Annotated in this window: 30 protein-coding genes and 4 tRNA genes; 10 read left to right on the top strand and 24 right to left on the bottom strand. The window is 59.4% G+C overall.

Going from position 1 to position 22071, the window contains the following annotated elements:
* Positions 1-225: 225 nt before the first annotated feature.
* The 6 genes from cls to IEW63_RS12015 all read right to left on the bottom strand — a co-directional run bounded on the left by cls (position 226) and on the right by IEW63_RS12015 (position 3817).
* The gene (gene cls / locus IEW63_RS11990) at positions 226-1665 is read right to left on the bottom strand and encodes a cardiolipin synthase (RefSeq protein WP_188636874.1); all 1440 of its coding nucleotides are present in this window, start codon (positions 1663-1665) and stop codon (positions 226-228) included.
* Between the two features lie 19 nt (positions 1666-1684).
* Entirely contained in the window at positions 1685-2020 is a 336-nt protein-coding gene (locus IEW63_RS11995) for a TusE/DsrC/DsvC family sulfur relay protein (RefSeq protein WP_188636875.1), read from the bottom strand.
* On the bottom strand, positions 2017-2316 hold the full coding sequence (gene tusB / locus IEW63_RS12000; RefSeq protein ID WP_188636876.1) for a sulfurtransferase complex subunit TusB: 300 nt from the start codon (positions 2314-2316) through the stop codon (positions 2017-2019). Before tusB ends, IEW63_RS11995 begins: the two co-directional genes overlap by 4 nt.
* A gap of 13 nt (positions 2317-2329) precedes the next feature.
* Positions 2330-2683: a sulfurtransferase complex subunit TusC gene (tusC, locus tag IEW63_RS12005; RefSeq protein ID WP_188636877.1), complete on the bottom strand. Its 354-nt coding sequence runs from the start codon at positions 2681-2683 to the stop codon at positions 2330-2332.
* Position 2684: 1 nt separating this feature from the next.
* Positions 2685-3074 carry a sulfurtransferase complex subunit TusD gene (gene tusD / locus IEW63_RS12010; protein ID WP_188636878.1) on the bottom strand — a complete coding sequence of 130 codons (390 nt, stop codon included), beginning with the start codon at positions 3072-3074 and terminating at the stop codon, positions 2685-2687.
* 77 nt (positions 3075-3151) lie between these two features.
* Positions 3152-3817, bottom strand: a complete 666-nt coding sequence (locus tag IEW63_RS12015; RefSeq protein WP_188637041.1) for a Bax inhibitor-1/YccA family protein — start codon at positions 3815-3817, stop codon at positions 3152-3154.
* Between the two features lie 161 nt (positions 3818-3978).
* Between IEW63_RS12015 and IEW63_RS12020 the strand changes: the two genes are divergently transcribed.
* Together IEW63_RS12020 and IEW63_RS12025 are read left to right on the top strand one after the other, a co-directional pair.
* Positions 3979-4068: transfer RNA gene (locus IEW63_RS12020), tRNA-Ser, on the top strand.
* A gap of 105 nt (positions 4069-4173) precedes the next feature.
* Positions 4174-4359, top strand: a complete 186-nt coding sequence (locus IEW63_RS12025; RefSeq protein WP_188636879.1) for a hypothetical protein — start codon at positions 4174-4176, stop codon at positions 4357-4359.
* Positions 4360-4444: 85 nt separating this feature from the next.
* On the opposite strand, the gene IEW63_RS12030 is transcribed toward IEW63_RS12025, so the two are convergent.
* The 3 genes from IEW63_RS12030 to IEW63_RS12040 all read right to left on the bottom strand — a co-directional run bounded on the left by IEW63_RS12030 (position 4445) and on the right by IEW63_RS12040 (position 8484).
* Positions 4445-5689: an OmpP1/FadL family transporter gene (locus tag IEW63_RS12030; protein ID WP_188637042.1), complete on the bottom strand. Its 1245-nt coding sequence runs from the start codon at positions 5687-5689 to the stop codon at positions 4445-4447.
* A gap of 174 nt (positions 5690-5863) precedes the next feature.
* Positions 5864-6553, bottom strand: coding sequence for a 3'-5' exonuclease (locus tag IEW63_RS12035; protein WP_188636880.1), 690 nt, complete (start codon positions 6551-6553; stop codon positions 5864-5866).
* A complete protein-coding gene (locus tag IEW63_RS12040) occupies positions 6550-8484 on the bottom strand; it encodes a DUF294 nucleotidyltransferase-like domain-containing protein (RefSeq protein ID WP_188636881.1) in 1935 nt (644 codons plus the stop codon). The genes IEW63_RS12035 and IEW63_RS12040 overlap by 4 nt, the downstream gene beginning before the upstream one ends.
* 226 nt (positions 8485-8710) lie before the next feature.
* On the opposite strand from IEW63_RS12040, the gene uvrY reads away from it, so the two are divergent.
* From uvrY to IEW63_RS12070, 6 genes are all read left to right on the top strand, one after another.
* A complete protein-coding gene (uvrY, locus tag IEW63_RS12045) occupies positions 8711-9361 on the top strand; it encodes a UvrY/SirA/GacA family response regulator transcription factor (RefSeq protein WP_188636882.1) in 651 nt (216 codons plus the stop codon).
* Positions 9358-11187, top strand: a complete 1830-nt coding sequence (gene uvrC / locus IEW63_RS12050; protein ID WP_188636883.1) for an excinuclease ABC subunit UvrC — start codon at positions 9358-9360, stop codon at positions 11185-11187. Before uvrY ends, uvrC begins: the two co-directional genes overlap by 4 nt.
* Positions 11188-11219: 32 nt before the next feature.
* Complete coding sequence (pgsA, locus tag IEW63_RS12055; RefSeq protein ID WP_188636884.1) at positions 11220-11792, top strand: CDP-diacylglycerol--glycerol-3-phosphate 3-phosphatidyltransferase; 573 nt, start codon at positions 11220-11222, stop codon at positions 11790-11792.
* A 62-nt stretch (positions 11793-11854) separates the two neighbouring features.
* Positions 11855-11930 (top strand) — tRNA-Gly (locus IEW63_RS12060).
* A gap of 42 nt (positions 11931-11972) precedes the next feature.
* Positions 11973-12046, top strand: a tRNA-Cys gene (locus tag IEW63_RS12065).
* A gap of 23 nt (positions 12047-12069) precedes the next feature.
* Positions 12070-12158 (top strand) — tRNA-Leu (locus tag IEW63_RS12070).
* A 70-nt stretch (positions 12159-12228) separates the two neighbouring features.
* On the opposite strand, the gene IEW63_RS12075 is transcribed toward IEW63_RS12070, so the two are convergent.
* The 8 genes from IEW63_RS12075 to IEW63_RS12110 form a co-directional block, all read right to left on the bottom strand.
* The gene (locus IEW63_RS12075; RefSeq protein ID WP_188636885.1) at positions 12229-13245 is read right to left on the bottom strand and encodes a tyrosine-type recombinase/integrase; all 1017 of its coding nucleotides are present in this window, start codon (positions 13243-13245) and stop codon (positions 12229-12231) included.
* Positions 13246-13260: 15 nt separating this feature from the next.
* Positions 13261-13458, bottom strand: a complete 198-nt coding sequence (locus tag IEW63_RS12080) for a DUF4224 domain-containing protein (RefSeq protein WP_188636886.1) — start codon at positions 13456-13458, stop codon at positions 13261-13263.
* 50 nt (positions 13459-13508) lie between these two features.
* Positions 13509-13727 (bottom strand): hypothetical protein, encoded by a 219-nt coding sequence (locus IEW63_RS12085; RefSeq protein WP_188636887.1) that lies wholly within the window; start codon positions 13725-13727, stop codon positions 13509-13511.
* Positions 13717-14286, bottom strand: coding sequence for a hypothetical protein (locus IEW63_RS12090; RefSeq protein WP_188636888.1), 570 nt, complete (start codon positions 14284-14286; stop codon positions 13717-13719). Before IEW63_RS12090 ends, IEW63_RS12085 begins: the two co-directional genes overlap by 11 nt.
* A complete protein-coding gene (locus tag IEW63_RS12095) occupies positions 14283-14954 on the bottom strand; it encodes a hypothetical protein (protein ID WP_188636889.1) in 672 nt (223 codons plus the stop codon). The genes IEW63_RS12090 and IEW63_RS12095 overlap by 4 nt, the downstream gene beginning before the upstream one ends.
* On the bottom strand, positions 14947-15177 hold the full coding sequence (locus IEW63_RS12100) for a hypothetical protein (RefSeq protein WP_188636890.1): 231 nt from the start codon (positions 15175-15177) through the stop codon (positions 14947-14949). Before IEW63_RS12100 ends, IEW63_RS12095 begins: the two co-directional genes overlap by 8 nt.
* Positions 15174-16907 carry a DNA cytosine methyltransferase gene (locus IEW63_RS12105; RefSeq protein WP_188636891.1) on the bottom strand — a complete coding sequence of 578 codons (1734 nt, stop codon included), beginning with the start codon at positions 16905-16907 and terminating at the stop codon, positions 15174-15176. Before IEW63_RS12105 ends, IEW63_RS12100 begins: the two co-directional genes overlap by 4 nt.
* A gap of 149 nt (positions 16908-17056) precedes the next feature.
* The gene (locus tag IEW63_RS12110; protein ID WP_188636892.1) at positions 17057-17308 is read right to left on the bottom strand and encodes a hypothetical protein; all 252 of its coding nucleotides are present in this window, start codon (positions 17306-17308) and stop codon (positions 17057-17059) included.
* Between the two features lie 41 nt (positions 17309-17349).
* On the opposite strand from IEW63_RS12110, the gene IEW63_RS12115 reads away from it, so the two are divergent.
* Together IEW63_RS12115 and IEW63_RS12120 are read left to right on the top strand one after the other, a co-directional pair.
* Complete coding sequence (locus tag IEW63_RS12115; protein ID WP_188636893.1) at positions 17350-17580, top strand: hypothetical protein; 231 nt, start codon at positions 17350-17352, stop codon at positions 17578-17580.
* Between the two features lie 152 nt (positions 17581-17732).
* Positions 17733-17942 carry a hypothetical protein gene (locus IEW63_RS12120; RefSeq protein WP_188636894.1) on the top strand — a complete coding sequence of 70 codons (210 nt, stop codon included), beginning with the start codon at positions 17733-17735 and terminating at the stop codon, positions 17940-17942.
* 393 nt (positions 17943-18335) lie between these two features.
* Here IEW63_RS12120 and IEW63_RS12125 read toward each other — a convergent pair whose 3' ends face one another.
* The 7 genes from IEW63_RS12125 to IEW63_RS12155 all read right to left on the bottom strand — a co-directional run bounded on the left by IEW63_RS12125 (position 18336) and on the right by IEW63_RS12155 (position 22042).
* Entirely contained in the window at positions 18336-18830 is a 495-nt protein-coding gene (locus IEW63_RS12125) for a hypothetical protein (RefSeq protein ID WP_188636895.1), read from the bottom strand.
* Complete coding sequence (locus tag IEW63_RS12130; RefSeq protein WP_188636896.1) at positions 18827-19303, bottom strand: hypothetical protein; 477 nt, start codon at positions 19301-19303, stop codon at positions 18827-18829. Before IEW63_RS12130 ends, IEW63_RS12125 begins: the two co-directional genes overlap by 4 nt.
* A gap of 31 nt (positions 19304-19334) precedes the next feature.
* Positions 19335-19583, bottom strand: a complete 249-nt coding sequence (locus IEW63_RS12135) for a hypothetical protein (protein WP_188636897.1) — start codon at positions 19581-19583, stop codon at positions 19335-19337.
* Position 19584: 1 nt separating this feature from the next.
* Positions 19585-20370 (bottom strand): recombination protein RecT, encoded by a 786-nt coding sequence (recT, locus tag IEW63_RS12140; protein WP_188636898.1) that lies wholly within the window; start codon positions 20368-20370, stop codon positions 19585-19587.
* Positions 20367-21176 carry a PD-(D/E)XK nuclease-like domain-containing protein gene (locus tag IEW63_RS12145; RefSeq protein ID WP_188636899.1) on the bottom strand — a complete coding sequence of 270 codons (810 nt, stop codon included), beginning with the start codon at positions 21174-21176 and terminating at the stop codon, positions 20367-20369. Before IEW63_RS12145 ends, recT begins: the two co-directional genes overlap by 4 nt.
* Before the next feature lie 90 nt (positions 21177-21266).
* Entirely contained in the window at positions 21267-21731 is a 465-nt protein-coding gene (locus IEW63_RS12150; RefSeq protein WP_188636900.1) for a hypothetical protein, read from the bottom strand.
* Positions 21728-22042, bottom strand: coding sequence for a hypothetical protein (locus IEW63_RS12155; RefSeq protein WP_188636901.1), 315 nt, complete (start codon positions 22040-22042; stop codon positions 21728-21730). The genes IEW63_RS12150 and IEW63_RS12155 overlap by 4 nt, the downstream gene beginning before the upstream one ends.
* Positions 22043-22071 lie beyond the last annotated feature (29 nt).

Genomic DNA, 22071 nt, shown 5'->3' on the forward strand with positions numbered 1-22071 from the left:
AGAGCATTGGAATCATCGTCAAGCTTCAAACAGGAAACCCCGATCTGGAAACAGGTCGGGGTTTTTTCTTGGTGGCTCCCCATCGCGCAGGAGCGGCGTGCCAAGAGGCGGTGGGTTGATGTTGGCCCTGGGGCTGGCTGCGGGAAGACTTTTGTAGCCGTTAGCGCAGCCCCCTCGTTCAGGCGCTGCAATGATGACACTGGAAGTCGTGTCAGGGCGAAGCCGTCAGAGCAGCGGGCTCATGAAGAACATCAACCGTTCCAGCACCCGGGCTGGCTTTTTGCGCTGGCCCCAGCGTTCTGGTTCGAGGCGCTCGCTGACGGTTTCGTAGCTGCTCAGGAGCTGACCTACTTCTTCGCAGCTATCCGGTGCAAAGAGAGCGACAGTGAGCTCGAAGTTGAGCTGGAAGCTGCGGATATCCAGATTGACGCTGCCCACCAGGGCCAGTTTGTTGTCCATGAGCATGGCTTTGGTATGCAGGAGGCCGCCATCGAATAAGAGGATCTGCACACCCGATTCCAGCAGAACATCGAAATAGGATCGGCTAGCCCAGCCCACCATCAGCGAGTCGTTCTTGCGGGGCACCAGCAGCTTTACTTCCACGCCGCGTTCTGCCGCCTGGCAGAGCGCCTCGAGCACCGATTCAGAAGGGACGAAATACGGTGTGCTGATCACGATACTTTCGTTGGCTCGATAGATACTGACCAGTACGGTCTGGTTTATCAGATCCCCGAGGCCTGGGCCGGAAGGGATGATCGACAACCAATGCCGGGGCTCACCACGCTCCTCCTTCATCAGGGGGAATTCCCGTTCTCCGGTCTCGACCTCCCAATCCCAGGCGAAAACCTTTGCCAGTCCGGCAGCCGCCTCACCCTCCAGCCGCAGCATCATGTCGATCCACTGGCCGACGCGGGCTTCCCGTTTGAAGTACGCCGGGTCGGCGATATTCATCGAGCCGGTGTAAGCGATGCAGTCGTCTATGACCAGCAATTTGCGGTGCATGCGCAGATCGATCCTTTGCACCAGGGCGCGGAAGAGGCGCACGGGGAGGGCGGCGACCACTTTTATGCCAGCGGCCCTCATGGCCTGACATGAGCGCGACCGGAAAAAGCGTCGGCTGCCGGCGTGATCTATCAGAAGCTTGATCTTGACGCCGCGGCGTGCGGCATTGATCAGTTCATCGGTCAGCAATTCGACGTAACCGCCCGGATGCCAGATATAAGTCTCCAGGTTGACGCTGCGGCGGGCGTGGCGGACGTCTTGGAGCATCCTCTCGAATATCTGCTGAGGAGTGCAGAGCACTTCCAGGTCACCATAGTTGAGCGCACCTATGCCCACCTGGGTATCCATCAGCCGATTGATGGCAAGACCCAGCTCACCCCCCGGCAACGCTCCTGCGTAACCCTGAAACTGGGTCGTCAGATTATTGAGATAGGGTTCCAGCATCTGTCCGGACCGGGAGGCGCGCTTTCGTCCCAGGTTGAGTTCGCCGAACAGGATGTACAGGATTGCTCCGATGAAGGGAACGATATAGATGATCAGCAGCCACGCCAGCGTGACGCTGACAGGCCGCCGTCGTGCAATGATGCGAATGGTGACCGCTGCGATGACCAGCCAGTAGAGGCCCGCGTAGATCCAACCGACGACACTGTGCAGATATTCCATCGCAACCTGCTTTATCGGGTTATAGGCAGTTGTCCGGCTTTGGCAGGCCGGCAAGTTTGCTTGCCAGTTTGGCCGGGCTGCCCGGAAATAGCGAGAGCAGGTACATGCTGCTGCCTTTTTCCTTTCCCAGCTCCTGAGCTACATATTTCACCAGTGGTCGCATGGCCGGCGACAGTTGAAACTGAGAGTGGAACTGACGCAGGAGATATAAAATTTCCAGATGCGCCGCGCTCAATTCCAGTCCCTCGCTCCGGGCGAGATGGTGCGCCACTGCTTCCGACCAGTCGGACAGGTGAACCAGAAACCCCTCGGCGTCGAGTTCTATGTGTTTGCCGTCGATCTGCAGGATACTCACCAGCTCACCACCTTGTGATGCTCGACCGTGAGCTCGACCATCATTGCATAATTGATGATCGTTGCTCTGGTCGGAACATCGTCCAGAGCAAGGCCCCGGGCCTGGAGGTCGACGTCGAGAGCATAGAGTCTGACAGTAGCAGGCAGGTATTCCAGCGCGCTGCGGCTGGATGTACCGGGAAACAGCCCATAAACGGCATCTTCTATCAGCAGAAGGCTCTGGCCCGCATTGATGGTGCGCAGGCAACTGGCAAAGCAGGATTGCGCGTGGGGGGAATGGCGCAGGATATGCAGCATCGGTCAGCCCTCTTCAGAGAGACAGCACCTGATCGTAATGCTCGATCAGGCCGGCAAGTTCGGCATTGTTCATCACGCGGGCGTCCAGGATGCACTGACTGACCTGGAGGCCCCGCTCCCCGAGGGAGTGCTGGCAGACCAATATGTCTTCCACTCCGTAGAGCGAAAGCGCCTGCAGGTTGGCAGCCAGCGACTTCTGGTCGATCAGGGCTGCGTCCTGCCCTTTGAGCAGTTGAAAGACCCCGTCATCCATGAACAGAATGCCGCAGGGCACTCCGAAGGCAGCGGCAGAAAGTACCACGTCGAGTGCTTCACGGGCCTGCCTCCGGGTGGGCGGGTGGCGGCTGATGACCAACAGGCTTTTCATGTCAGGTTCCGAATGTGATCGCACGGTCAGCGGTCTGCAGCGCGTCGACCCATTGCCCCAGGCCAGAGAACTCCCAGGGGGCGTCGGTATTGGCAACCGGGCGATCCCAGCGATCGGCCTCGGCCTTGTTCAGGATACCGCGGCGCAGCGCGGCGGCAATGCAGACCACGGCATCAAGCTGATGCTCTGCGATGAATTCTCGCCACTCCGCGCTGATGTCCTTCTCGTCCTGGGGCTGGACGCCCAGGGCCGAAGCCAGCTGCACGGCATCCCGATAAAAGAATAAACGGCTTATCCGGTGGCCGGAGGCGAGTACGGCCCGGGCAAATTCCAGGGCACTGCGAGCAGCGGGGTCTTGTGGTCCCGCCAACAGGGCAATGGCAAAATTCATGGGGTTGGCAATTCACCAGAGAGAAACAAGGAGGCTCGCCAATGGCGAGCCTCCGGATTATAGCCGATGAGGCCGGTTCAGTCGCTGCTGAACACACCCAGCAGCTGCAACAGGCTGAGGAAGAGGTTGTAGATGGAAACGAACAGGGTGACTGTGGCCAGAATATAGTTGTCTTCACCGCCATGGATGATGGCACTGGTCTGATACAGAATCACAGCGGAGGAAAACAGTACGAAGCCGGCCGAAATGGCCAGCTGAAGCCCGCTCATCTGGACGAAGAAGCTGGCAACCACAGCGCAGAGCAGGACGACGAAACCGGCCATGATGAAACCGGACAGGAAGCTGAAGTCCTTGCGGGTCATGATCGCATAGGCCGACAGACCGAAAAACACCAAGGCGGTCATGCCGAGCGCCATGGAGACGATCTGGCCGCCATTGGGCAGCCCGAGGTACATGTTGAGCAGCGGCCCAAGTGTGTAGCCCATGAAGCCGGTGAGGGCGAAGGTCAGTACGAGCCCCATGCCGGAGTTGCGAGTCTTGTGGATACCGAACAACAGTCCGTAGAACCCGACGAGGGTGAGGATCAGGCCGGGGTGGGGGAGCCGCAGGCTCATGGAAATGAAGGCCACCACGGCGCTGAAGGCCAGGGTCATGGCCAGCAACGAGTAGGTGTTGCGAAACAGTTTGCTTACTTCCGCCTCGTTTACGCCGGCCTGCTGCAGGCTTTGATGACGATCTTGCATTTGCATGGTTGGTCGCTCCAATGGTGTTTCACGCGGATGTTATTGATTTCCGATCATACTAGCTAAGACGCATCAAGCAAAACAGCCAAGGGCGAAAAACGTTACCTGATGCGTCTTTTGTGATTGACTGCGGTGAAGTTTCCGGTAGTATTGCCCGCCGTGGAGGGTTGGCAGAGCGGTTGAATGCACCGGTCTTGAAAACCGGCAAGGGTTAACGCCCTTCCAGGGTTCGAATCCCTGATCCTCCGCCAACTTCTCGCACCGGTAGTCTGGCGCTGCCGGTGCGCAACCAATCCGCACTTCACCCCTAGATGTCGGTCCAAACTCAGGTATCCATCCCATTCGAGGAGATCCCCATGCGACCGACTTTTCTGTTGATTCCCTTTTTCGCACTGTTGCTTGCCGGTTGTGGACCGGATGCCGACGATCGGATTGACGAGCCCGATGCCATGCCGCCTTCGGCAGAGCCGGAGAATACTGTTCCCCGTGAAGGCAATCTGCATGATCCGGAAACTGATCCGGCGCCCGGTACACAGGGTTAGATGCTGTCACAACCGCACGTTTACCGAGAGTTGAATGCAGAGCGCCCCGGCTTGCCGGGGCGCTCTGCATAATGCTTACTGAGGGTCAGAAGCGGTGGGTCAACTGGACGCCAAGGCCGTGGGCGCTGTTCTCATACTGGGCGTTGTATTCCGCTGTGGGGAAGTTCCCGGCCTGTTCCACACGCCCCTTGCTTTCGTCTACATAGGCGTAGGCGACGTCCAGGGTCCAGTCCGGATCAATGTTCCAACCCAGGCCAAGTGAGTAGATCTTGCGGTTGCTGACCGGGATGCGCACGGTACGATGTGCATTGCTGGTCGGAGATGCATCCATGGCGAAACCGCTGCGCAGGACCACCGCAGGGGCAACCTGATAGGAAACTCCGACCGCATGAGCCCAGGAGTTTTCCCAGTTCAACGGCTCCAGCGGGTTTGGCTGAGGGCCTTCATGAACAACCTCCAGTTCTTTCAGGCGACTCCAGCGTGTCCAGGTTGAGCCTGCGTACAGTGTCCATTTGTCATTGGCGCGGTAGGTGATGGAAGTGTCCACCGACTCTGGCATGGTGATATCGACGGTGCCGTCATGTCGACCTTCGTAGCCGAACCCCTGTGGAAAGTCGGAGTAGGAGATATGACCTTCCAGCTCGTAGTCCACTTTGGAGCGGTAGCTCAGGCCCCAGGTGAGGCGCTCGGTTACGTCAACCAGCACGCCCAGGTTGAAACCATAAGCAATATCGTCGCCCTTGATTCGGACATAGGAATCCGGGAGGCCGAGACTTGTGGTCGGATTGCTCGTCAGTTTGCCATCGATCTTGTTAATGGTAGGACCGAAGCCGACGGAAACTCGATCATTGATGCGGTAGCTCAGGGTGGGCTGCAGGGTGGTTACCTGTACCTTGCTGTATAAACCATGGTCCCGACCCTGAAACGACTTTTCGTAATCGCTGATCACACCGAACGGCACATACAGGCCCAGTCCAAAATGCCATTTCTCGTCCAGTGGTCGTACATAATAGGCGAAGGGTACTTGTGCGTCCGGTGCAATATTGCCCTTGTTTGTTCCTGGCGCAGCATTATCAGGAGAGGCTTCGATATCCGTCTCGGGCCAGATGGCAGCAACACCACCGCTGATCTCCGCGCGCTGCAGGCGTGACATGCCGGCAGGGTTGCCGAATACGGTGCTGGCGTCCTGGGCGGAAGAGGAGCGGCCGGCGAAGGAGGTGCCCATGCCGCTGACGCTTTGTTCGTTGACCGCGAGGCCGTTGGCCATGATTTGTCCAGAGGCCATGGCGACGGCTACTGCCAGTGAGCCCTTGAACCAGGTGCGTTTGATCATCGGTACTGTTCCTACTTGTTTTAACAGAGGCGCGAAACTATCAGGATTTGTCTGGCTGCGCCACGACTCAGGATCGCTGAAGTGGCCATAATTACATTTAAAAACCTAAACTTGCGAAAACTGCTCAGCGACCGATCAGTCGGCAATCGACCATGAAGACTCTGAGAGGGTTTAGAGGCGCGACAACCGTCCGCGGTTCAATCGGCGCCAGGTCGAGAGGCGATTGTTCAGTTCAGCGAGTGACTGGGTTCCTTCTCTGGCAAGGCGGTTTAGAAGGATGAGGAGAATTTCCGCAGTGGTCTGCGCATCGGCTGCCGCGTTGTGGCGCTCACTGTTGGTCAGCCGGAAATAACGCTGCCAATCATCGAGCGTGTGGCACTCCTGAGCCGCTTCCGGAAACAGCATGGGCGCCAGCTCCGCTACGTCAAGGTAGCGATGCTCCAGACGCAGCCTTAACTCTTCCTGAGCGCAGCGGGCGAGCATCCGCTGCTCGAAGCGGGCATGAAAGGCAACCATAACGCAGGGGCCAGCCCAGTTGAGAAAGGTTCGAAGCGCCACCGCTGCGGGGACGCCGCGCTGCATCCGCTGCGGGCTGATTTCATGCAGCACGGTCGCTTCGTTTGCCCGCAGGTGAGCCCGGTACAGGGTGCATTCAAACTGGTCCCCCATACGCAGCGCTCCGTTTTCGATGGCGACCGCACCGATGGATAGAATCTCGTCGCGATGGATATCCAGACCGGTCGTTTCAAGGTCCACCACCACCAGACGGGCCTTAACCACAGGACAGCTATCCAGCGCCTGGGGTGACGGCAGCGCCGAGTGTCCCCCGGCTTTTTGTCGAAATAGCCGATGGATCTTCACAGTTGATATCGCATGGCAAGACTGGCCTGCAGTCGGCGAGCCTGGCGCAAAGACTCTCGCAATATGCGCCTGTCCAGCTGGTTCAGTGTCGCCGGGTCGAGGCGGTTGCTATAGGGCAACTGTTGCTCTTCCTGCAATTGGTGCTGTTGCATGCGCAACAGCTGGATGAATTGGTAAGCCTCATCGTAGGCTTCAGCATCCAGTCTGCCGATCAGTTGACGGTTGCGCAGTTCGTCGAGTCGCTGCAGCGTGCCGGTGGCCTGTACTCCATTGGCAAGCGCAAGAACCCGTACCGCATCCACAAAGGGGGCCAGCCCCTGGATTTTGAGATCCAGAGTATGGCGGTGCTGTCCACTGCCTGGCATGACGAACTCGCGGAAAAAGCCCACCGGCGGACGGTTGCCCAGCGCGTTACGGGCCAGCAGATGCTGGAAATCCGGGGCGTCGGCAATCATCGCCAGCACGTCCTCGAACAGGCTGCTGGCGGCGGACGTGTCACCCCATACGGCTCGCAGATCGAAAAAAATGGACGATGCCAGCAGATTCCCCGGGGTGGCCGAGCGGATGCACTGGGCAAAGCGCCTGTGCCATTCGCGGCGGGACAGACACAGCTGTGGATTGCTCGCCATGATGTTGCCGGGGCAGAGGGCAAAGCCGCATTCGGCCAGTGTCTGATTGATCCTGCGCGCCAGCGGCAGCAGTTGCTGACGAATAGACTCGGCCTGCCGATCATCCTCCGCCTCGAACAGGATGCCATTGTCCTGATCGGTATGCAGCGTCTGTTCGCCCCGCGCCTCGCTGCCGAAGCACAGCCAGGTAAAGGGCGGTATCTGCGGATCGCCATGCGAACGCAGGCACAGCTCGATCACCCTGCAGACCGTCTGATCATTCAGCAAGGTGATGATATGGGTCAGCTGACTGGCTGATGCGCCGTGGGCGAGCATGCTGTCGACCAGCCGGTGTATCTCGCGGCGCAGTCTGACCAGCTCGGTGACGTCCGGACTGTTGGCTATGGCCCTTGCCAAATGGACCAGATCGACCCGTTGCAGCGCGAAGAGGTCCCGTTCCGAGACCACGCCAAGCAGTCGCTCTCCCTCCATCACGCATATATGGCCGATATGTTCTCGGGTCATCGCCATGGCGGCGTCAAAGGCGCTGGCGGTGGACGGCAGACAATAGGGGGCGGGCGTCATCACCCTGTCGATGGAAGCCTGCAGGTCGATGGCGCCCTCAGCAACCAGCCGACGCAGATCACGCAGGGTGAATATCCCCAGTGGCATCGCCGCTGTGCTGGTGATCACGACGCTGCCAACGGAGGCTTCGTGCATGTGCCTGACAGCCTGCTGGATGGGCGTATCCGGTGAGGCGGTTACCGGTTGGCGGATGGCGATGGCGCCCAGCGACTCGTCCAGTGACAGGGAACCAAGGGTCTGCCGGGCTTCGCGCTGGGCCTGTTTGTTGACCAGGTCAAGCAGGCTGCTTACCCCGCGCAGCGCAAAGTCGCGGAACGGAGGGGAGAGATTGACCAATTGGAGGAAGTCGGCGCGGGAGAGCATCAGGCAGAAAGTGTCTTCCGCTGCCTTATGCTCGGTGCGTGTAGCCCGCCCGCCTATCAGCGCGGCCAGCGGAAAGCACTCTCCCGTGCTTATCTCGAACGTGGTGTCCGGCTCCGGTTGCCCGGCTATCAGGCGCTCCCCGCGCACCAGACCCTGCTTGACGATATGGAAGAACTCTACCGGCCCGTCAGTGGGACGGATAATGGCGTCACCTCGGGCGAAGAAACGCAGCTGGCACCGCTCCACCATCCAGGCCAGGTGGCCGGGCTCCATGAGATCGAATGGCGAATGTGCGAACAGGAAATTCATGGTGCCATGAATGTTCTGTTTCACCGCGGTTCGACCAAGCTGATCAGACGACTGTTCTTTGCGCATTTGGCACCTCTCAAGCAGTTCAGCCCAATTCCGCGTGGTCGCCAATGAGACCTAGGTGGAATAGGTCAGTTCTGAAAGCGCGGACAGCGCGTCCGCTCCGGCGTCCGCCCGGCCAGTCATGGTGTGATCCGTTTCGCAAAACTCCATCTATTTGCTATCGTGATGCCGTCACCTGTTAATGCAGACGGTATCCTATCGCCCGTTGCGCTTACGAAAGGGGTTTGATTTGATCAAGGTATTGGTGGTTGATGATCACGACCTGGTACGCATGGGCATATCCAGGATGCTCAGTGATGTGGCCGGGTTGACGATAATAGGCGAAGCCAGCAGCGGCGAAGAAGCCATCAGTCAGGCCCGGGAACTGAAACCTGATGTGATATTGATGGATGTACGCATGCCGGGCATCGGCGGTCTGGAAGCTACCCGGAAACTGCTCCAGTATGACCGCAACATCAAGGTGATAGCGGTTACGGTGTGTGACGAAGAACCCTTTCCGAGCCGGCTGATGCAGGCGGGCGCTGTCGGCTACGTAAACAAGGGGGCGCCGTTGGACGAAATGGTCAATGCCATCCGCAAGGTGGCCGCCGGCCAGCGCCATATCAGTCCCGACATCGCTCAGCTGCTGCTCACCCGGATGTACGGTTCCGGCCAGGAAGGCCCTTTTGATTCTCTTTCCGAGCGCGAAATGCAGATTGCATTAATGATCGTGGGGTGCGAAAAGGTCCAGAGCATCTCGGAGAAACTGCACCTGAGCCCCAAGACCGTGAACACCTACCGCTACCGGATTTTCGAGAAGCTCGGCATCAGCAGCGACGTGGAGCTGACGCTGCTGGCTGTGCGTCACGGCATGATTGACGCCTCATCCGACCAGGCATGACCACGATCCCCTTCGATGCCACTGCTTTCCTCAAGGCGGTAACCAGCAAGCCGGGCGTCTACCGGATGTTCGATGCGGACGGCCAGTTGCTGTATGTAGGCAAGGCCAAGAATCTCAGGAAGCGTCTTTCCAGCTACTTTCGCAAGACCGGACTGAGTCCCAAGACAGCAGCGCTGGTAACACGCGTCCGGCATATTGATACCACCATCACTGCCAACGAGACCGAGGCACTGCTGTTCGAGCAGAGCCTGATCAAGACAGCGCGCCCACCGTACAACATTCTGCTGCGAGACGATAAGTCCTACCCCTACGTCTACCTTTCAAGCCAGGCCCCCTATCCGCGGCTGGGTCTGCACCGAGGCGCGAAGAAGGCCAAGGGGCGTTATTTCGGTCCCTACCCAAGCGCCGGCGCTATCCGCGAGAGCCTCGGCCTGCTGCAGAAGACCTTCAAGGTTCGCCAGTGCGAGGACAGCTACTTCCGGAATCGGCTGCGGCCCTGCCTGCAATATCAGATCAAGCGATGCAAGGCACCCTGCGTAGGATTTGTCAGCGAAGAGGAATATGCCGAAGATGTGCGGCACTCGGTCATGTTCCTCGAGGGCCGCAGCAGCGCCCTTACCGACGAACTGACCCGCGCCATGGAGGCAGCAGCCCAGAACCTCGAGTTCGAGCGTGCTGCGGAACTGCGCGACCAGATCGGCCAGTTGCGGCGGGTCCAGGACCAGCAGAACATTGATACCGAGCATGGCAACGTGGACGTGGTGGCCGCTGCCGTCATGCCTGGCGGTGCCTGTGTCCATGTCATCATGGTCAGGCAGGGCAGGGTGCTGGGCAGCCGCAACCATTTCCCCCGCGTCCCGATTGAACAGACACCCGGCGAGGTGCTCGCAGCCTTTCTTCCGCAGTATTACCTGGGAGGGGCGGAGCGCGAGTTGCCAGGAGAGATCATCGTCAACGCCGTCCACGACGACCTGCCGGTCATCGCCGACGCCCTTGCCCAGGCGCGTGGTTTCTCCGTCACCTTCAGCCATAACGTCCGGGGCACCCGCAGCCGCTGGCAGGGTATGGCGGTGGCCAATGCCGAGCAGGCGCTGGTCTCCATGCTCAGCAACCGGCAGAACATCCAGGCGCGCTTCGAAGCACTTCAGGAAGCCCTCGGCCTGGATGAAATGCCAACACGGCTGGAGTGCTACGACATCAGCCATACCAGCGGGGAGTCCACGGTGGCGTCCTGTGTGGTATTCGGCCCGGAAGGACCACTGAAAAGCGATTATCGGCGGTACAACATCGAAGATGTGACAGCCGGAGATGACTACGCCGCAATGCATCAGGTGCTGATGCGTCGCTTCACCCGACTGAAGGAAGGCGAGGGCAAGATGCCGGATATCCTGCTGGTGGATGGCGGCAAGGGGCAGATGAAGATGGCCCGGGAAGTTCTGCAGGAACTGGCCATCCATGACCTGACCCTGCTTGGAGTGGCAAAGGGCGTGACCCGAAAGGCCGGCCTGGAGACCCTCTATCTGAACGACCCGCATCATGAGCTGGTGCTTCCCGGGCACTCCCCGGCCCTGCACCTCATCCAGCATATCCGCGATGAGGCTCACCGCTTTGCGATTACCGGCCACCGTCAGCGTCGAAGCAAGACCCGCACCACTTCGCCATTGGAAGGGATCCCCGGCGTGGGCCCCACACGTCGCCGTGAGCTGCTCAGGCACTTCGCGGGTCTGCAGGAGCTGATGCGGGCGAGCGAAGCGGAAATAGCCAAAGTGCCGGGCATCAGCAAAAAACTGGCCGAACAGATATATACTGCCCTGCATAGCGACTAGAATGCTGTCACCGTCCATGTCATAGAGCCGTCATGAACATACCGAATATGCTTACCCTGATGCGGGTCGCCCTGATCCCCATCTTCATTCTTCTTTACTACCTGCCATTTCACTGGAGCTATCTTGCCGCCGCCGTCGTCTTCACCCTGGCCAGCGTTACCGACTGGCTGGACGGCTACCTGGCCAGAAAATGGCAGCAGAGCACGCCATTCGGTGCCTTTCTCGACCCGGTAGCCGACAAGTTGATGGTGGCGGTGGCACTGGTACTGCTGGTGCAGAGCCACGCGAACTTCTGGGTCACCGCCCCGGCGGTGGTGATCATCGGGCGTGAGATCGTGATTTCCGCGCTGCGTGAATGGATGGCGGAGATGGGCGCTCGCGCCCAGGTGGCGGTATCCAGTCTGGGCAAGTACAAGACCGCTGCGCAGATGGTTGCCCTGATCGTACTCCTGGCCAACCCGGCTGCACCTGCCAGCGCCTGGGTGATCCTCGGATATGTGCTGTTGGCCGTTTCCGCTGTGCTTACGCTGTGGTCGATGGTCAATTACCTGAGCGCTGCCTGGCCCCATTTACGCCCGGAAGGCACTGAAACCAACGATCGATAAACTTTTTCGAATCAATGACTTGACAGGGCGCCGGAGAAAGATAGAATGGGCGCCGTTCCAAAGCGGGAATAGCTCAGTTGGTAGAGCGCAACCTTGCCAAGGTTGAGGTCGCGAGTTCGAGCCTCGTTTCCCGCTCCAATTTCGTCCGGCTGCGTTCGCAGCCAGACAGCCCCCTTTAGAGGCCGGGTGGCAGAGTGGTCATGCAGCGGATTGCAAATCCGTCAACGCCGGTTCGATTCCGACCTCGGCCTCCATTTTCAAGCAGCAAGCCCAGCCAGCCCGGATGGCGAAACTGGTAGACGCAAGGGACTTAAAATCCCTCGAAGGGTAACCTTCGTGCCGGTTCGACCCCGGCTCCGGGCACCATTCTAGAGCAGTTTGTAAGCTTACCTCACAGCATCATCATTTCCGCACATTTTGATCTTTTCCGCACATTCTATTTTGTCGGTGTGATTTTCTTCCCTTTCCGGTTGCGCACATAGTGCTCTGTCATAGTTACCGTGGTGTGTCCGAGCTGATCCCGAGCCTGGACGATGTCACCGCTGGACTCGGCCTTGTCGGTAGCCGCCTTGGCTCGTAAATCACGCAGCTGGAACGCACTTTTTGGCACGCCTGCATCCTCACGTGCTTTATCAAATCGCGTCCGTAACATGCTGTACGACATCGGCTCGCCTTCTGCTGTCACGATCAGTCGAGTGGATCGGACAACATGGGTGGCCTTGCGCGCTCTGATCCTCTTGATCAGCGCCGCTAAATCGCCCATCAGCTCGATGCGCCGCTTTGCCGAGGTCTTTCCCTGCTTGATCCAGATTTGCCCATCCCTGATATCTCGTTCGTCCATCAAGCGCACGTCCGTTACACGCTGACCGGTCAGATAGGCCAAATCCATTGCATCCTGGAGGCCGACCTCCGCTTTGTCATACACTGCCTTGTAAAGCGAGTCCTCAATGTACACATCCCGGCCAGCTTCTTTGTTTCCCTTCACGCCGGCACACGGGTTAGCCAAGGCCGTATAGCCCATCTCCCTGGCAAAGTTCCAGATTGCTGACAGCAGTGCTTTTTCCCGATTTGCACGTACCGGCGCCGAGCTGCGCCATCTCAGATACTGGCGCACGTGCTGGGGCTGGATCGCATCGAGCGGGGCGGGCGGGTCATTGAAGAATGCCAGAAGGTTTTTCAGTTCGCGCAGGTTGTCCTTCTGGGTTGCCGGGGATTTAGTGGGCAGCACCTCCACCAGGTACCGGTCAGCGACGTACTTGAAAGTGATTACCTCTTGCACTCGGGCGTCGGCGGTCCGGTCACGCTCGAACTCTGCGTATTTCATGATCGCGAGCCCGTAGTCACTGCCCAGCGGTATTTCTTTCCGGTTTTTGCGTCCACCGGTGTCGTAGTAATAGTAGGTTTTATCGCCCCGCCTCCGAACCCTGAAGCGGGGAATTTTCCCGATACGCATAGATTTCCCTCTGTTCTAAGATGCCTTCCTCGGCCTCCACGCAAGCGGCTCCCCTTGGTCGGCGTGCCCTTGGATGACCGCTGCCTTCGTTACGCTCGGCCATCCGTTGCGCTTGATCGTGTGCCGAACTCCGTTCCGGCGCAAATTTTCCAGCTGACCGGCTTTGGTTCTTGCCCCGGTCAACTCACAGACTTCTTCATGAGTCAGGAACATGATTGCCTCCCGGCTTATAGGGTGATGCTCAAAATGATGAGTGTGGATGATCAGGGCAGCGCGCTATCTCGGCGCAGCTCGTCTTGCTCGAGCATGTCGCCATGAAATGCGCCTTCGCCCACTTCCTCCATGGCCAGGTGCAAGCTCACCAGCGCTGCCCGCAGGGACTTCAGCGCTGCCGTCTGCTGCTTCAGACGCTGGCGCAGCTCCTTGTTTCGGGCCTTCAGCTCGGTGACTTCGGGGCTGTCTGTGAAAAGGTCAGTTGTCATGGCTGGGCTCCTGCTTCCCGATAAATCCGATATATCCGTTCAGAATGCCTTCCTTGATCGCCTCGAACTCCCAGCAGTGGATCTGCGCATCGACGAAAACTCGCAGGCCCTTGGGGTAGTCGTGCTTTTTCCTGGATATGAACGCCTCGGCAGCCTCCCGTGTGAAGTGGGAGTTGATGTGTTCCCACGATTCGGCAAATCCTGTAACCGTGTGGTCCTCCAGCTCGCCAAGCACGCCCCACTGATCATGCTCGGCGAGGTCAAGAAAGTTGCAATCCTCAGCATCCAGTGCGGCCAGGTCGAGAGTGGCCTGCTGCTCGCTATCAGCGTCATCCCAGTACGCCTTCGGGTTGAACCACTCGTCATCCTCCCAGATGACTACGAGATTATCTGTGTAGTCCCTATCGATGCCGTAGACGATCCGGCGAGCCTGAACAGTGAAGATGGCGCTGGCAGTGCAATGCTCCTGAACGCCATCACCTTTGCAGGTGTGATGCAGGCGCTTTACGAAGTCGGCCCAGGTCGCCGCAGTGATTGGTTCTCCAGTAGCTAGGCTCATACCCCGCCTCCTTGGTTGCGATGGGCGGCGAGGGCTTCGCGCGCCGCTTCACATAGATCTGCGCAAAGTCTGCTGCGACTCCCATTCAATTCCGGGTCACAGCCTGGATTGCAGGGCTTCCAGAACGGCAGAGGCCCGGCATCTTCCACCAGCCCCGCCACGTCCGGCGCGGGCTGCTGCTCTGCTGCAACCTTCTGGAGTTTCATTAGCTTCGGGTACAGGTGACGCCATGCCTCGAAGGCAAAAGTGCGCTCGTAGTCACCGCCACCGGCCCGGCAGAACTGCCCATGCTGTTCCCACCATGCACGGAACTCGGCGGCGAACAGCTCATCGGGTACGGGCGTGAGTGAATAATCAGCAGGTGCCTGCTGCTCTGCGGGCTGCGGGGCGGCTATCGCCTGGTCGAGCAGGGCGTAAATTTCTGGTGGGCAGTTACGCTTCACGTTCCGGCGCAAAGTCCGGACTTGAGAAGGGTGCAAAGGCCGGCCCGCCACCGGCTCCCCCTGCACAGCGGGTGCGGCCAGTTCCAGCAGCTCGAATGCCGCCTCATATATCCAGTCGGGCAAATCGTCCCGGTCCGGCTCGATCCGGGCGCCGTTGCGCAGGAAGATCTCGCGGATCTGCGGGCGGCCAACCTTTTTGCTGGCCTCGGCAATATGGTTATTCATGACTCGCTACCTCGTCTGGATACTCGAAAAAGCATGGCGTGGCGGGATGTCTCACCGGCGTCTCCGTGATCCGCTGGGCATCGATCGCGTGCTGGTGGATCTGCCGGGCCATGTCCAGCAGCTCGGTTTTCGTCAGGTAGTCGTCCGGCCCTGGCAGGTTGCCCAGGTTCGTTACGGCCTGGCCGTCCTGCAGGGTGTGCAGGGCTGTGATGGTTCTGGTCATGCTGCCTTCCTCACTGGTTTGGCCCAGGGATTGTTGGCTGCCGCGATGGCTGCCATGGGCGGCGGGCTGACGCTGTTGCCGCACATATGGACCTGCTCGGTTTTGGTGAACCGGCGGCCGTCGTGACCGCGGTCGATGATGTAGTTCGATGGGAAGCCTTGGGCGGCGTACAGCTCATGGGGCTGCAGCATCCGCAGGCAGATATCGACGATCACGTATGGGTCGCCGCCGATCCAGACGGTGACCAGAGCCAGGCGGTCGCGGGTGGTGATAGTGTCGAGCGGCTGCTCGACGCTTCGGGCGTCTCCATTGCCGTAGTAGTTGATCATGAATGCCGCGCAGCGCAGGGCGCCTTCCTGCTGCTCCTGCGACAGCTTGAGCTCTACCAGCGCCGATTTGCCCCCGCCGCCGGCGGTAACGGTGGGTGCGGGCTCATCGATACCCTGGCCGACGCTGGCGCCGAACTGGCGAGACAGGAACGCGGTGACCAACTGCTGCTGGCTACCGGTGTTCGTGACGGTCGTCATGGGTTCATCCATGCCCTTAGAGTGCGTGGTGTTGAAGCCGCCGTTGGCCTGGGCAAGGAAAGCAGTGGCTACCGAATGGCCGCCGCTACCCCCGGCGGTAACCGTGCCGATTGGCTGATCTGCAGCTTTGCTGCCTCGGCCCCAGCGCTGGACCCCTCCGGGTCGGCCTTCACCATGCGAAGCACTGACCATGACCGGAGAGGCCAGCGCAAACGAGCCGCCCCGCGGCCACGCCGTGATGGTGTTCAGCGGCGCATCCGTGGTATGCACCGCCTCGCGGGACCAGTTTGCGATCGGCACAATGAACGGCTGGGCCCGCTCGATCACCTCGCGTTGAATGCCCCGGGCAATCCTTCGCATGGTGGCTTCTGCCAGCGGCCGCTTGCGCCCAAAAATGCTTTGGCTGGGCACGCTCCAGTCAATGCACTCCGCAGCGGTGCGGTACGGCTGCTGGCCTTTGGTCGGCTTCGCTGCATGGGTCGGCTCAGGCCAGACAATCGGCTGACCGTCACGCCGCGCCACCAGGAATAACCGCTCCCGACTGGTCGGGGCGCCGTAGTCACAGGCTTTCAGCAGGCGATACTCGACCTCGTAGCCCAGCGCCTTCAGCTCAGCCAGGAAGCGCCTCCAAGTAGAACCCCGGCGCTTGGGATCTGGTATCAGAAACTGCTGTTCACGCGGCACGCGCTCGCCAGGAGCCGCCACGGTGCCGTCCAACTTCACTACCCGCCGGGTCAACTTGCAGCGCTTCGCGATGAGAGGGCCCCAGCTCCGGATCTGCTTCACGTTCTCCAAGCTGATGATCCGCGGCTTGCCAATGCCGGCCCACTTGATCGTCACCCAGGACAGGTCACGGATCTCTTTTTTGCGGGGCTGACCGCCGGCGGCCTGGCTGTGGTGTGTGCAATCTGGACTGGCGTGGAACCAGCCCAAGCGCCGGCCGGCCAGCACCTGGACGGGGTCGACCTCCCACACATCCGTTTGCAGGTGCAGGGCGCCGGGGTGATTCGCTTGGTGCATGCTGATCGCCGCCGGGTTGTGGTTGATAGCGATGTGTACCGGCCGGCCCAGGCCCATCTCGAGCCCGGTGCTGGCACCGCCGCCACCGGCAAACAGGTCGACGTTTATCTCTTCGTCGATTTCAGACAAGGGGAGGCCGTACTGCCCGCGGAACAGCAGGGCAGGGGTGTTCATTGATGTCATTGGGGCAGTCCTCAAAACAGAGCTGGCCATTCACTGGCACTGCAGATATCGTTTTGAAACTGGCGCGGGGCCAGCAAAAGAAAGAGGGATGCGAAATGTCAGTAGATCTATCTAACGGGCGGTTCGATGTTTACGCCGGAAGAGGTCCGCTAGAGCGATGGGTTGGACGCATCGATCACGATGAGTTTGTCCGTGACGCCGCAGGCGGCCTCATATACCGCACAGACGGCGATGAGTTTTACGATATGAAGGGGACATATGTCGGTGAGATTGAGAAAGTCGAAGAAAATTTCATGGTTGTATCGAGAGGCCCCTCGGGTGTGACATGTCTCTTTGTGATCCGTCCTGAATAACACCTGCTGATTGATGGTGAATACGCCCACCCTGGCTTTCTTCGCCATCAGCCATGCTCTCACTCAAAACTACGCGGCAGGGAGTGCATATGGGACGCACGTTCGTTGGGAATTATCGTGGGCATGAATTCAGCATCCTGTGTAAGGACTGGCCGAACGGCTGGGTAGTGGAGGTGGGGTTTCAAATACCGGGAATCCCTACGCGTCGTTTCGACGATGAGCTTTTCCTCAGTTATGACGAGGCTAGAGCGTATGCGGAGCGCGAAGCCAAGGCGTTGATTGACGATCTCATTGACAACGGGGCAATCCAGGCTTTGTAGCGTCCACGAAAAGCTTATTGCTTTATGTGCTTGTCTAGGGCAAATCATGGGCAGAGAAGCTCGCGAGCTGAGCGTTGCTTCTCCCTGAATTCCAATCTGCTGGCATGCTCTAGACCTGCCACCAATCATCAGCAAAACAAGGAGGCGTAGCGGTGAACCGTGAGCGAATCGAAAAGAACAAAGAGTTGATGGCTGCCATCCGAGCCGCCATGGATGCAATAGAAGAGCATGACCGACAGTTTGAGAGCGACAGCCTCCCTCCCTCGGGTGACGATTACTGGCGTAAACGGCTCGAGCTGGGTAGAGAGCTCTCAAAAGCCCACCACAAATGGCAGGCGCACGTAGAAGAATCTGCTAAATGACGCCAAATGCAGACGGCCTGCGGGCCGCCTGCGCTCTCTACCGGCATGCTCAGGAAAGTGCTGGAGCACCCAAGGTGCCAGCCGAAACTTGGATCCGTGATAACGGATAACGGGCGCGTTGATGGTCATGGTTGCCTCAGAGAATGCTGGCCAGTTGCCCAGTCATAAGCTACTTTCAAGAGACCGGCATGAAGCCGGCAATAATGTAAGCCCAGCCGGGCAGGGAGATAGGTATGAAGGTATTGCTGATTGCTTTATCGCTGATGATGGTGAGCTCGACGGCGTTGGCCCACGGCGGCGGGTGCCGTAAGAGCTCGCCTCCGGGCCAGTGCTGCCACATGGATAACAGTAAAGGCACTGTTCACTGTCACTGATTGGGTGAAGGGGCGGCCCTCAGGCCGCCTTCTCGAGCTCCCAAGCCCCCACCGCATCCAGCAGGGCGTCCATGTGGCGCTCATCAATATCGACAAGGTTCGGCACCAGCAGCCAGGCCATATCAACCACGTGCCGGGGATTGCAGCTCGCCCTGAACCGCTCGACGTGAAAGTCCATCACCGACACCTTCCTGCCGTCCGGTTGCTCGATCAGGTAGCGCTCATCTATGCCGCCGAGCTGACTGCTGGAGTAGATATCCGGCACTTTAACTGTCTCGAACTGGATATAGCGCTTTCCCATCTGGTCCCTGCACAGGGCAATCGGGAATAATGTCCAGCCCCTCAGCGGGGCGTACATGAGCGCGTCAACCGTGGCAGCGCCGGGGGTGATCGGCTGCATGGTTTTCCAGTTGATCAGGCCTTGCTGGGTCGGCGTGTGGATGATCGAAATGCGCTGGGTGCGAAACAGCGACTGGATGGCTTTGAGGCCATGCGGTTTGAATTTGATCTTCACTCCCACTCCTCCCGCAGTTCCGCATTGTTGCGTGCCTGACGTGTACCTCTGCGAGACTGCAGAGGTATCTCAATGCCGTGCTCCTGCCCGATCTTGTCCACCGTGCCGGCCGCTACGCCGATGGTTTTCGCGATGTGGGACCGAATCACGCCAAGCTCGGCGAGCTGTCTGACCTTGGGTGCCAGTGCTGCCCGGTTGGCTTGGTGCTTTGCAGCCCGGGCCGCGCTCAGTCGATCCGCTACATCCTTCTTTGATGGCTTTGTTCTGGCGCGCTTGCGTTCTGGCTTGGGCGGCAGATCACCATTCAGCTTGGCCTGCCATCTGGCCTCGTCTTCCTCGGTCCACGTCATGTTCTTGATGGGTGCCAGGCTATTGCCCAGCTTCTGGATTTTTCCGCCATCAGAAAGGTATGCGTTCACGGCGCGGGCAATGGCTTCCCGCTCCGCCGCTTTGTGCTCGGATAAAGGGGTCATAATTCATTCCGTGACATACTGGCGTGACAGGTCAGGGCAGGGCGACCAGCTCCTGCAGCGCCGCGTCATCCAGGCGGTCGGCTGCGTGGATTAACCTGGTCACCAGATCCTGCTCTTCTTCGATATCCACCCGCTGCATGGTGCGCAGCAGGCGTTCATCTGTGGCGTGGTAAAGGTCGAGGGTTATGCGGCGGGACAGCAGGAGGGCTTCGCGCTCCTCCTGCCTGAGCTTGTCCCGGGCCCGCTGTTCGCGTTTTCGCTGGGCTGGGGATTTGGCCATGCTACCCCTCCGTCACTTGCTCAAACTCGCCATCGAACACGAACTCGTTGTCCTGCGGAATGCCAGCCTCTGCTGCCTCGTCAAGCACAACTGCTCGTTGAATCTCCACCGACACAGGCAGGTATTTGAACAGGCGGCGAATGGCGGTTTTCTTAGCCATCTCTTCCCAGTGACTTACCCAAGGGCCAGACTTTCCTGCCTTGCTCTGGGCTCTCACTGCCTCAACCTGGGCATGACTCATGACCTCGAACTGAACGCCGCCACCCTGCAGCCGAGCAACGGCGTAGACGTGCGTAATGGGGCCTGCATCCTCGCCTTCGTAGGGCTTGTGCGTCAGGTCTTCATGCAGACCAAGCTGGTAGTCGAACTCGTCATGCTGGCGCACGGTGCGGGCCGTCAGGCTGATGATCTGGCCGGATCGGCGGGCAAGGTCGATCATGCCGCGGTACCCGATGATCAGTTGTACCTGTTTTCCGTAGGGCAGCAGATAGGCGTGGCCGAGTGAGTTGCCCGGCTCGAGCCCTAGCTGGGCGCACTGGATGACCGAGCCGAGAAAGCTCTGCTGGTCACACTGCACCAGGGCAGGGGTTTTGCGGATCTCGGTAGTGATGATGCGAGCCATCCGCTCGGCTGTCATGTGCTTCGGCAGGGCGGCTGCGAGCTGCGCCTTCATCTTGGGACTGGAAAGCATGACCGCCAGATTGTCTGCAGGGGAGCGCGGCTTGACCTGCTTTCCAGTGGCTTCCATGTCCTTCTGTGAAAAGGGTGCTACGTTCTCGGTGCTCATCTCAGCTCCTTTGCCCAGTAGGGCAAACTCAATGTTTCCAGGCCAGACCACTCGCCCGTGCGGATGCACTCGGCATAGGTGGCCATGTCCTGCAGGTAGGTATCCCGGCCAACAGCTTTCGCTTGTTGATCCAGGGTGAAAATGCGAACGGGGTATTTGCCGCAGTCGATACTGGTGCTGACCACCAGAAATACGAATGCGGAGGGCTGCTCGCCAAAGTGAGCTTCGTATCCGTCGCAGTAGAAAGGGTCTTGGACGTGGTAGCGGTAGTCGTAGACAGACCGGGCAAACCGGTCCATATCGGCTGTTGTCTTCACGTCAGCGATCCAGCCCAGCGAGGGGATGGTTTTGTCCGGCCTGCATCGCGCCAGAAGGCCGGTGCTTTGCTCTTTCCAGTAGATGCTGGCCTCGGCATCACCTTCAGCCTCAACGAGCCATCTGGCGTGCGGGTGGGCCATCACGCTTTCACGAATCAGCTGAACCTTGCGACCTTCGTCTGCCGTGAGGATCGTTTGCCCGGTAACGCTAGCCTCGAACTCTTCCCACTGCTGCTTGCCGGCCTTGGTGCGCCGGTCACACTCAGGGGCAATCACGTACTGCTCGCCGAACCGGTGCGGCTCCAGAAGAATCGCGTGCACCGCGTCGCCGATATTCAGCGCGGACTTCTTTTCTTCGTCTTCTGGGGCTGCCTTGCTCCACTGGAACAAGGCAGGGCTTTTATTGATCAGGTCGAGCTGGGATTTCGATATGCCTGGACCTTTGTGATAATCGTCATTGCTCAGGTCCTGGTAATAACCGGGCTCCATTTCACACCTCGGAAGCAATAGCCAGGGCCGCGATGATGCCGCCCCAGAGAATGAGAAAAATGGTCAGTTCGTGGCAGAAGCGGCGGAGGGTCATGATCTGGGCACCCCCTCCGGAGCATCAACGGCACTGCCTGTATCCGGGTCGTGCAGGACCAGAATCCGCGTACCGCCGCGCCGGATCATTGTGGCTGGGGCCATGCCGGCATTTACGACGTGGAACAGGCTCGGTTTGCCCTGCCACTCGGACAGAAGAACCAGCTCCCGGGCGAGCTGCCGCAGATACTCTTTGCGGTCTGCTTTCTCCTTCTCGATGCTTTCCAGAAGGGGCGGGTCTGTTGTCTCGATGTAGCCGTTGCCGTCGCACGTCGGGCAATCAATGGCGCCATCACAGTTAGGGCATCCGCAGTCGCAATCCCGGCTGCCGTCACCGTGGCAGTCGGGGCACTCATATTCCTGCGGGTCTGGCTCATCGCCGCTCAGCAAGAACTCGCATGCCTTCCTGCCAGCCTCTGCGATCCGGTCTTCGCGCCATTGCTCGAATGGTTTGATGATCATGGCTCCCTCCCTATCTTCCGAGCCTTCGCCGTAGCGATGTGGTTCATATGCCCGGTCTCGATGATGTCCAGCAGATCCCGAGCCAGCGCCTTGAGGTCGGCAATCTCTCGCCGCCGGGCCGTATCCAGCAGCGCTGAGTACCGGTCATGGCGGATCTGATCAATGTGGCTCAGCAGCAGCTGAACTGTTGTTTTGGCCGCGGGATCGCATTTGATGTGCGGCAGGTCGGTGGTCAGGCTGCGGATGATGTCGTCTGCTTGGGCGATCTGGTCTAGCTGGTCGTCGGTGGTGGACGGGACAGGATTCCTCATCACACACCCCTCAGCCACACAGCGGCGGC

Origin of the sequence: Halopseudomonas pertucinogena (assembly GCF_014646575.1) — a bacterium.
Taxonomy (GTDB): Bacteria; Pseudomonadota; Gammaproteobacteria; order Pseudomonadales; family Pseudomonadaceae; genus Halopseudomonas; species Halopseudomonas pertucinogena.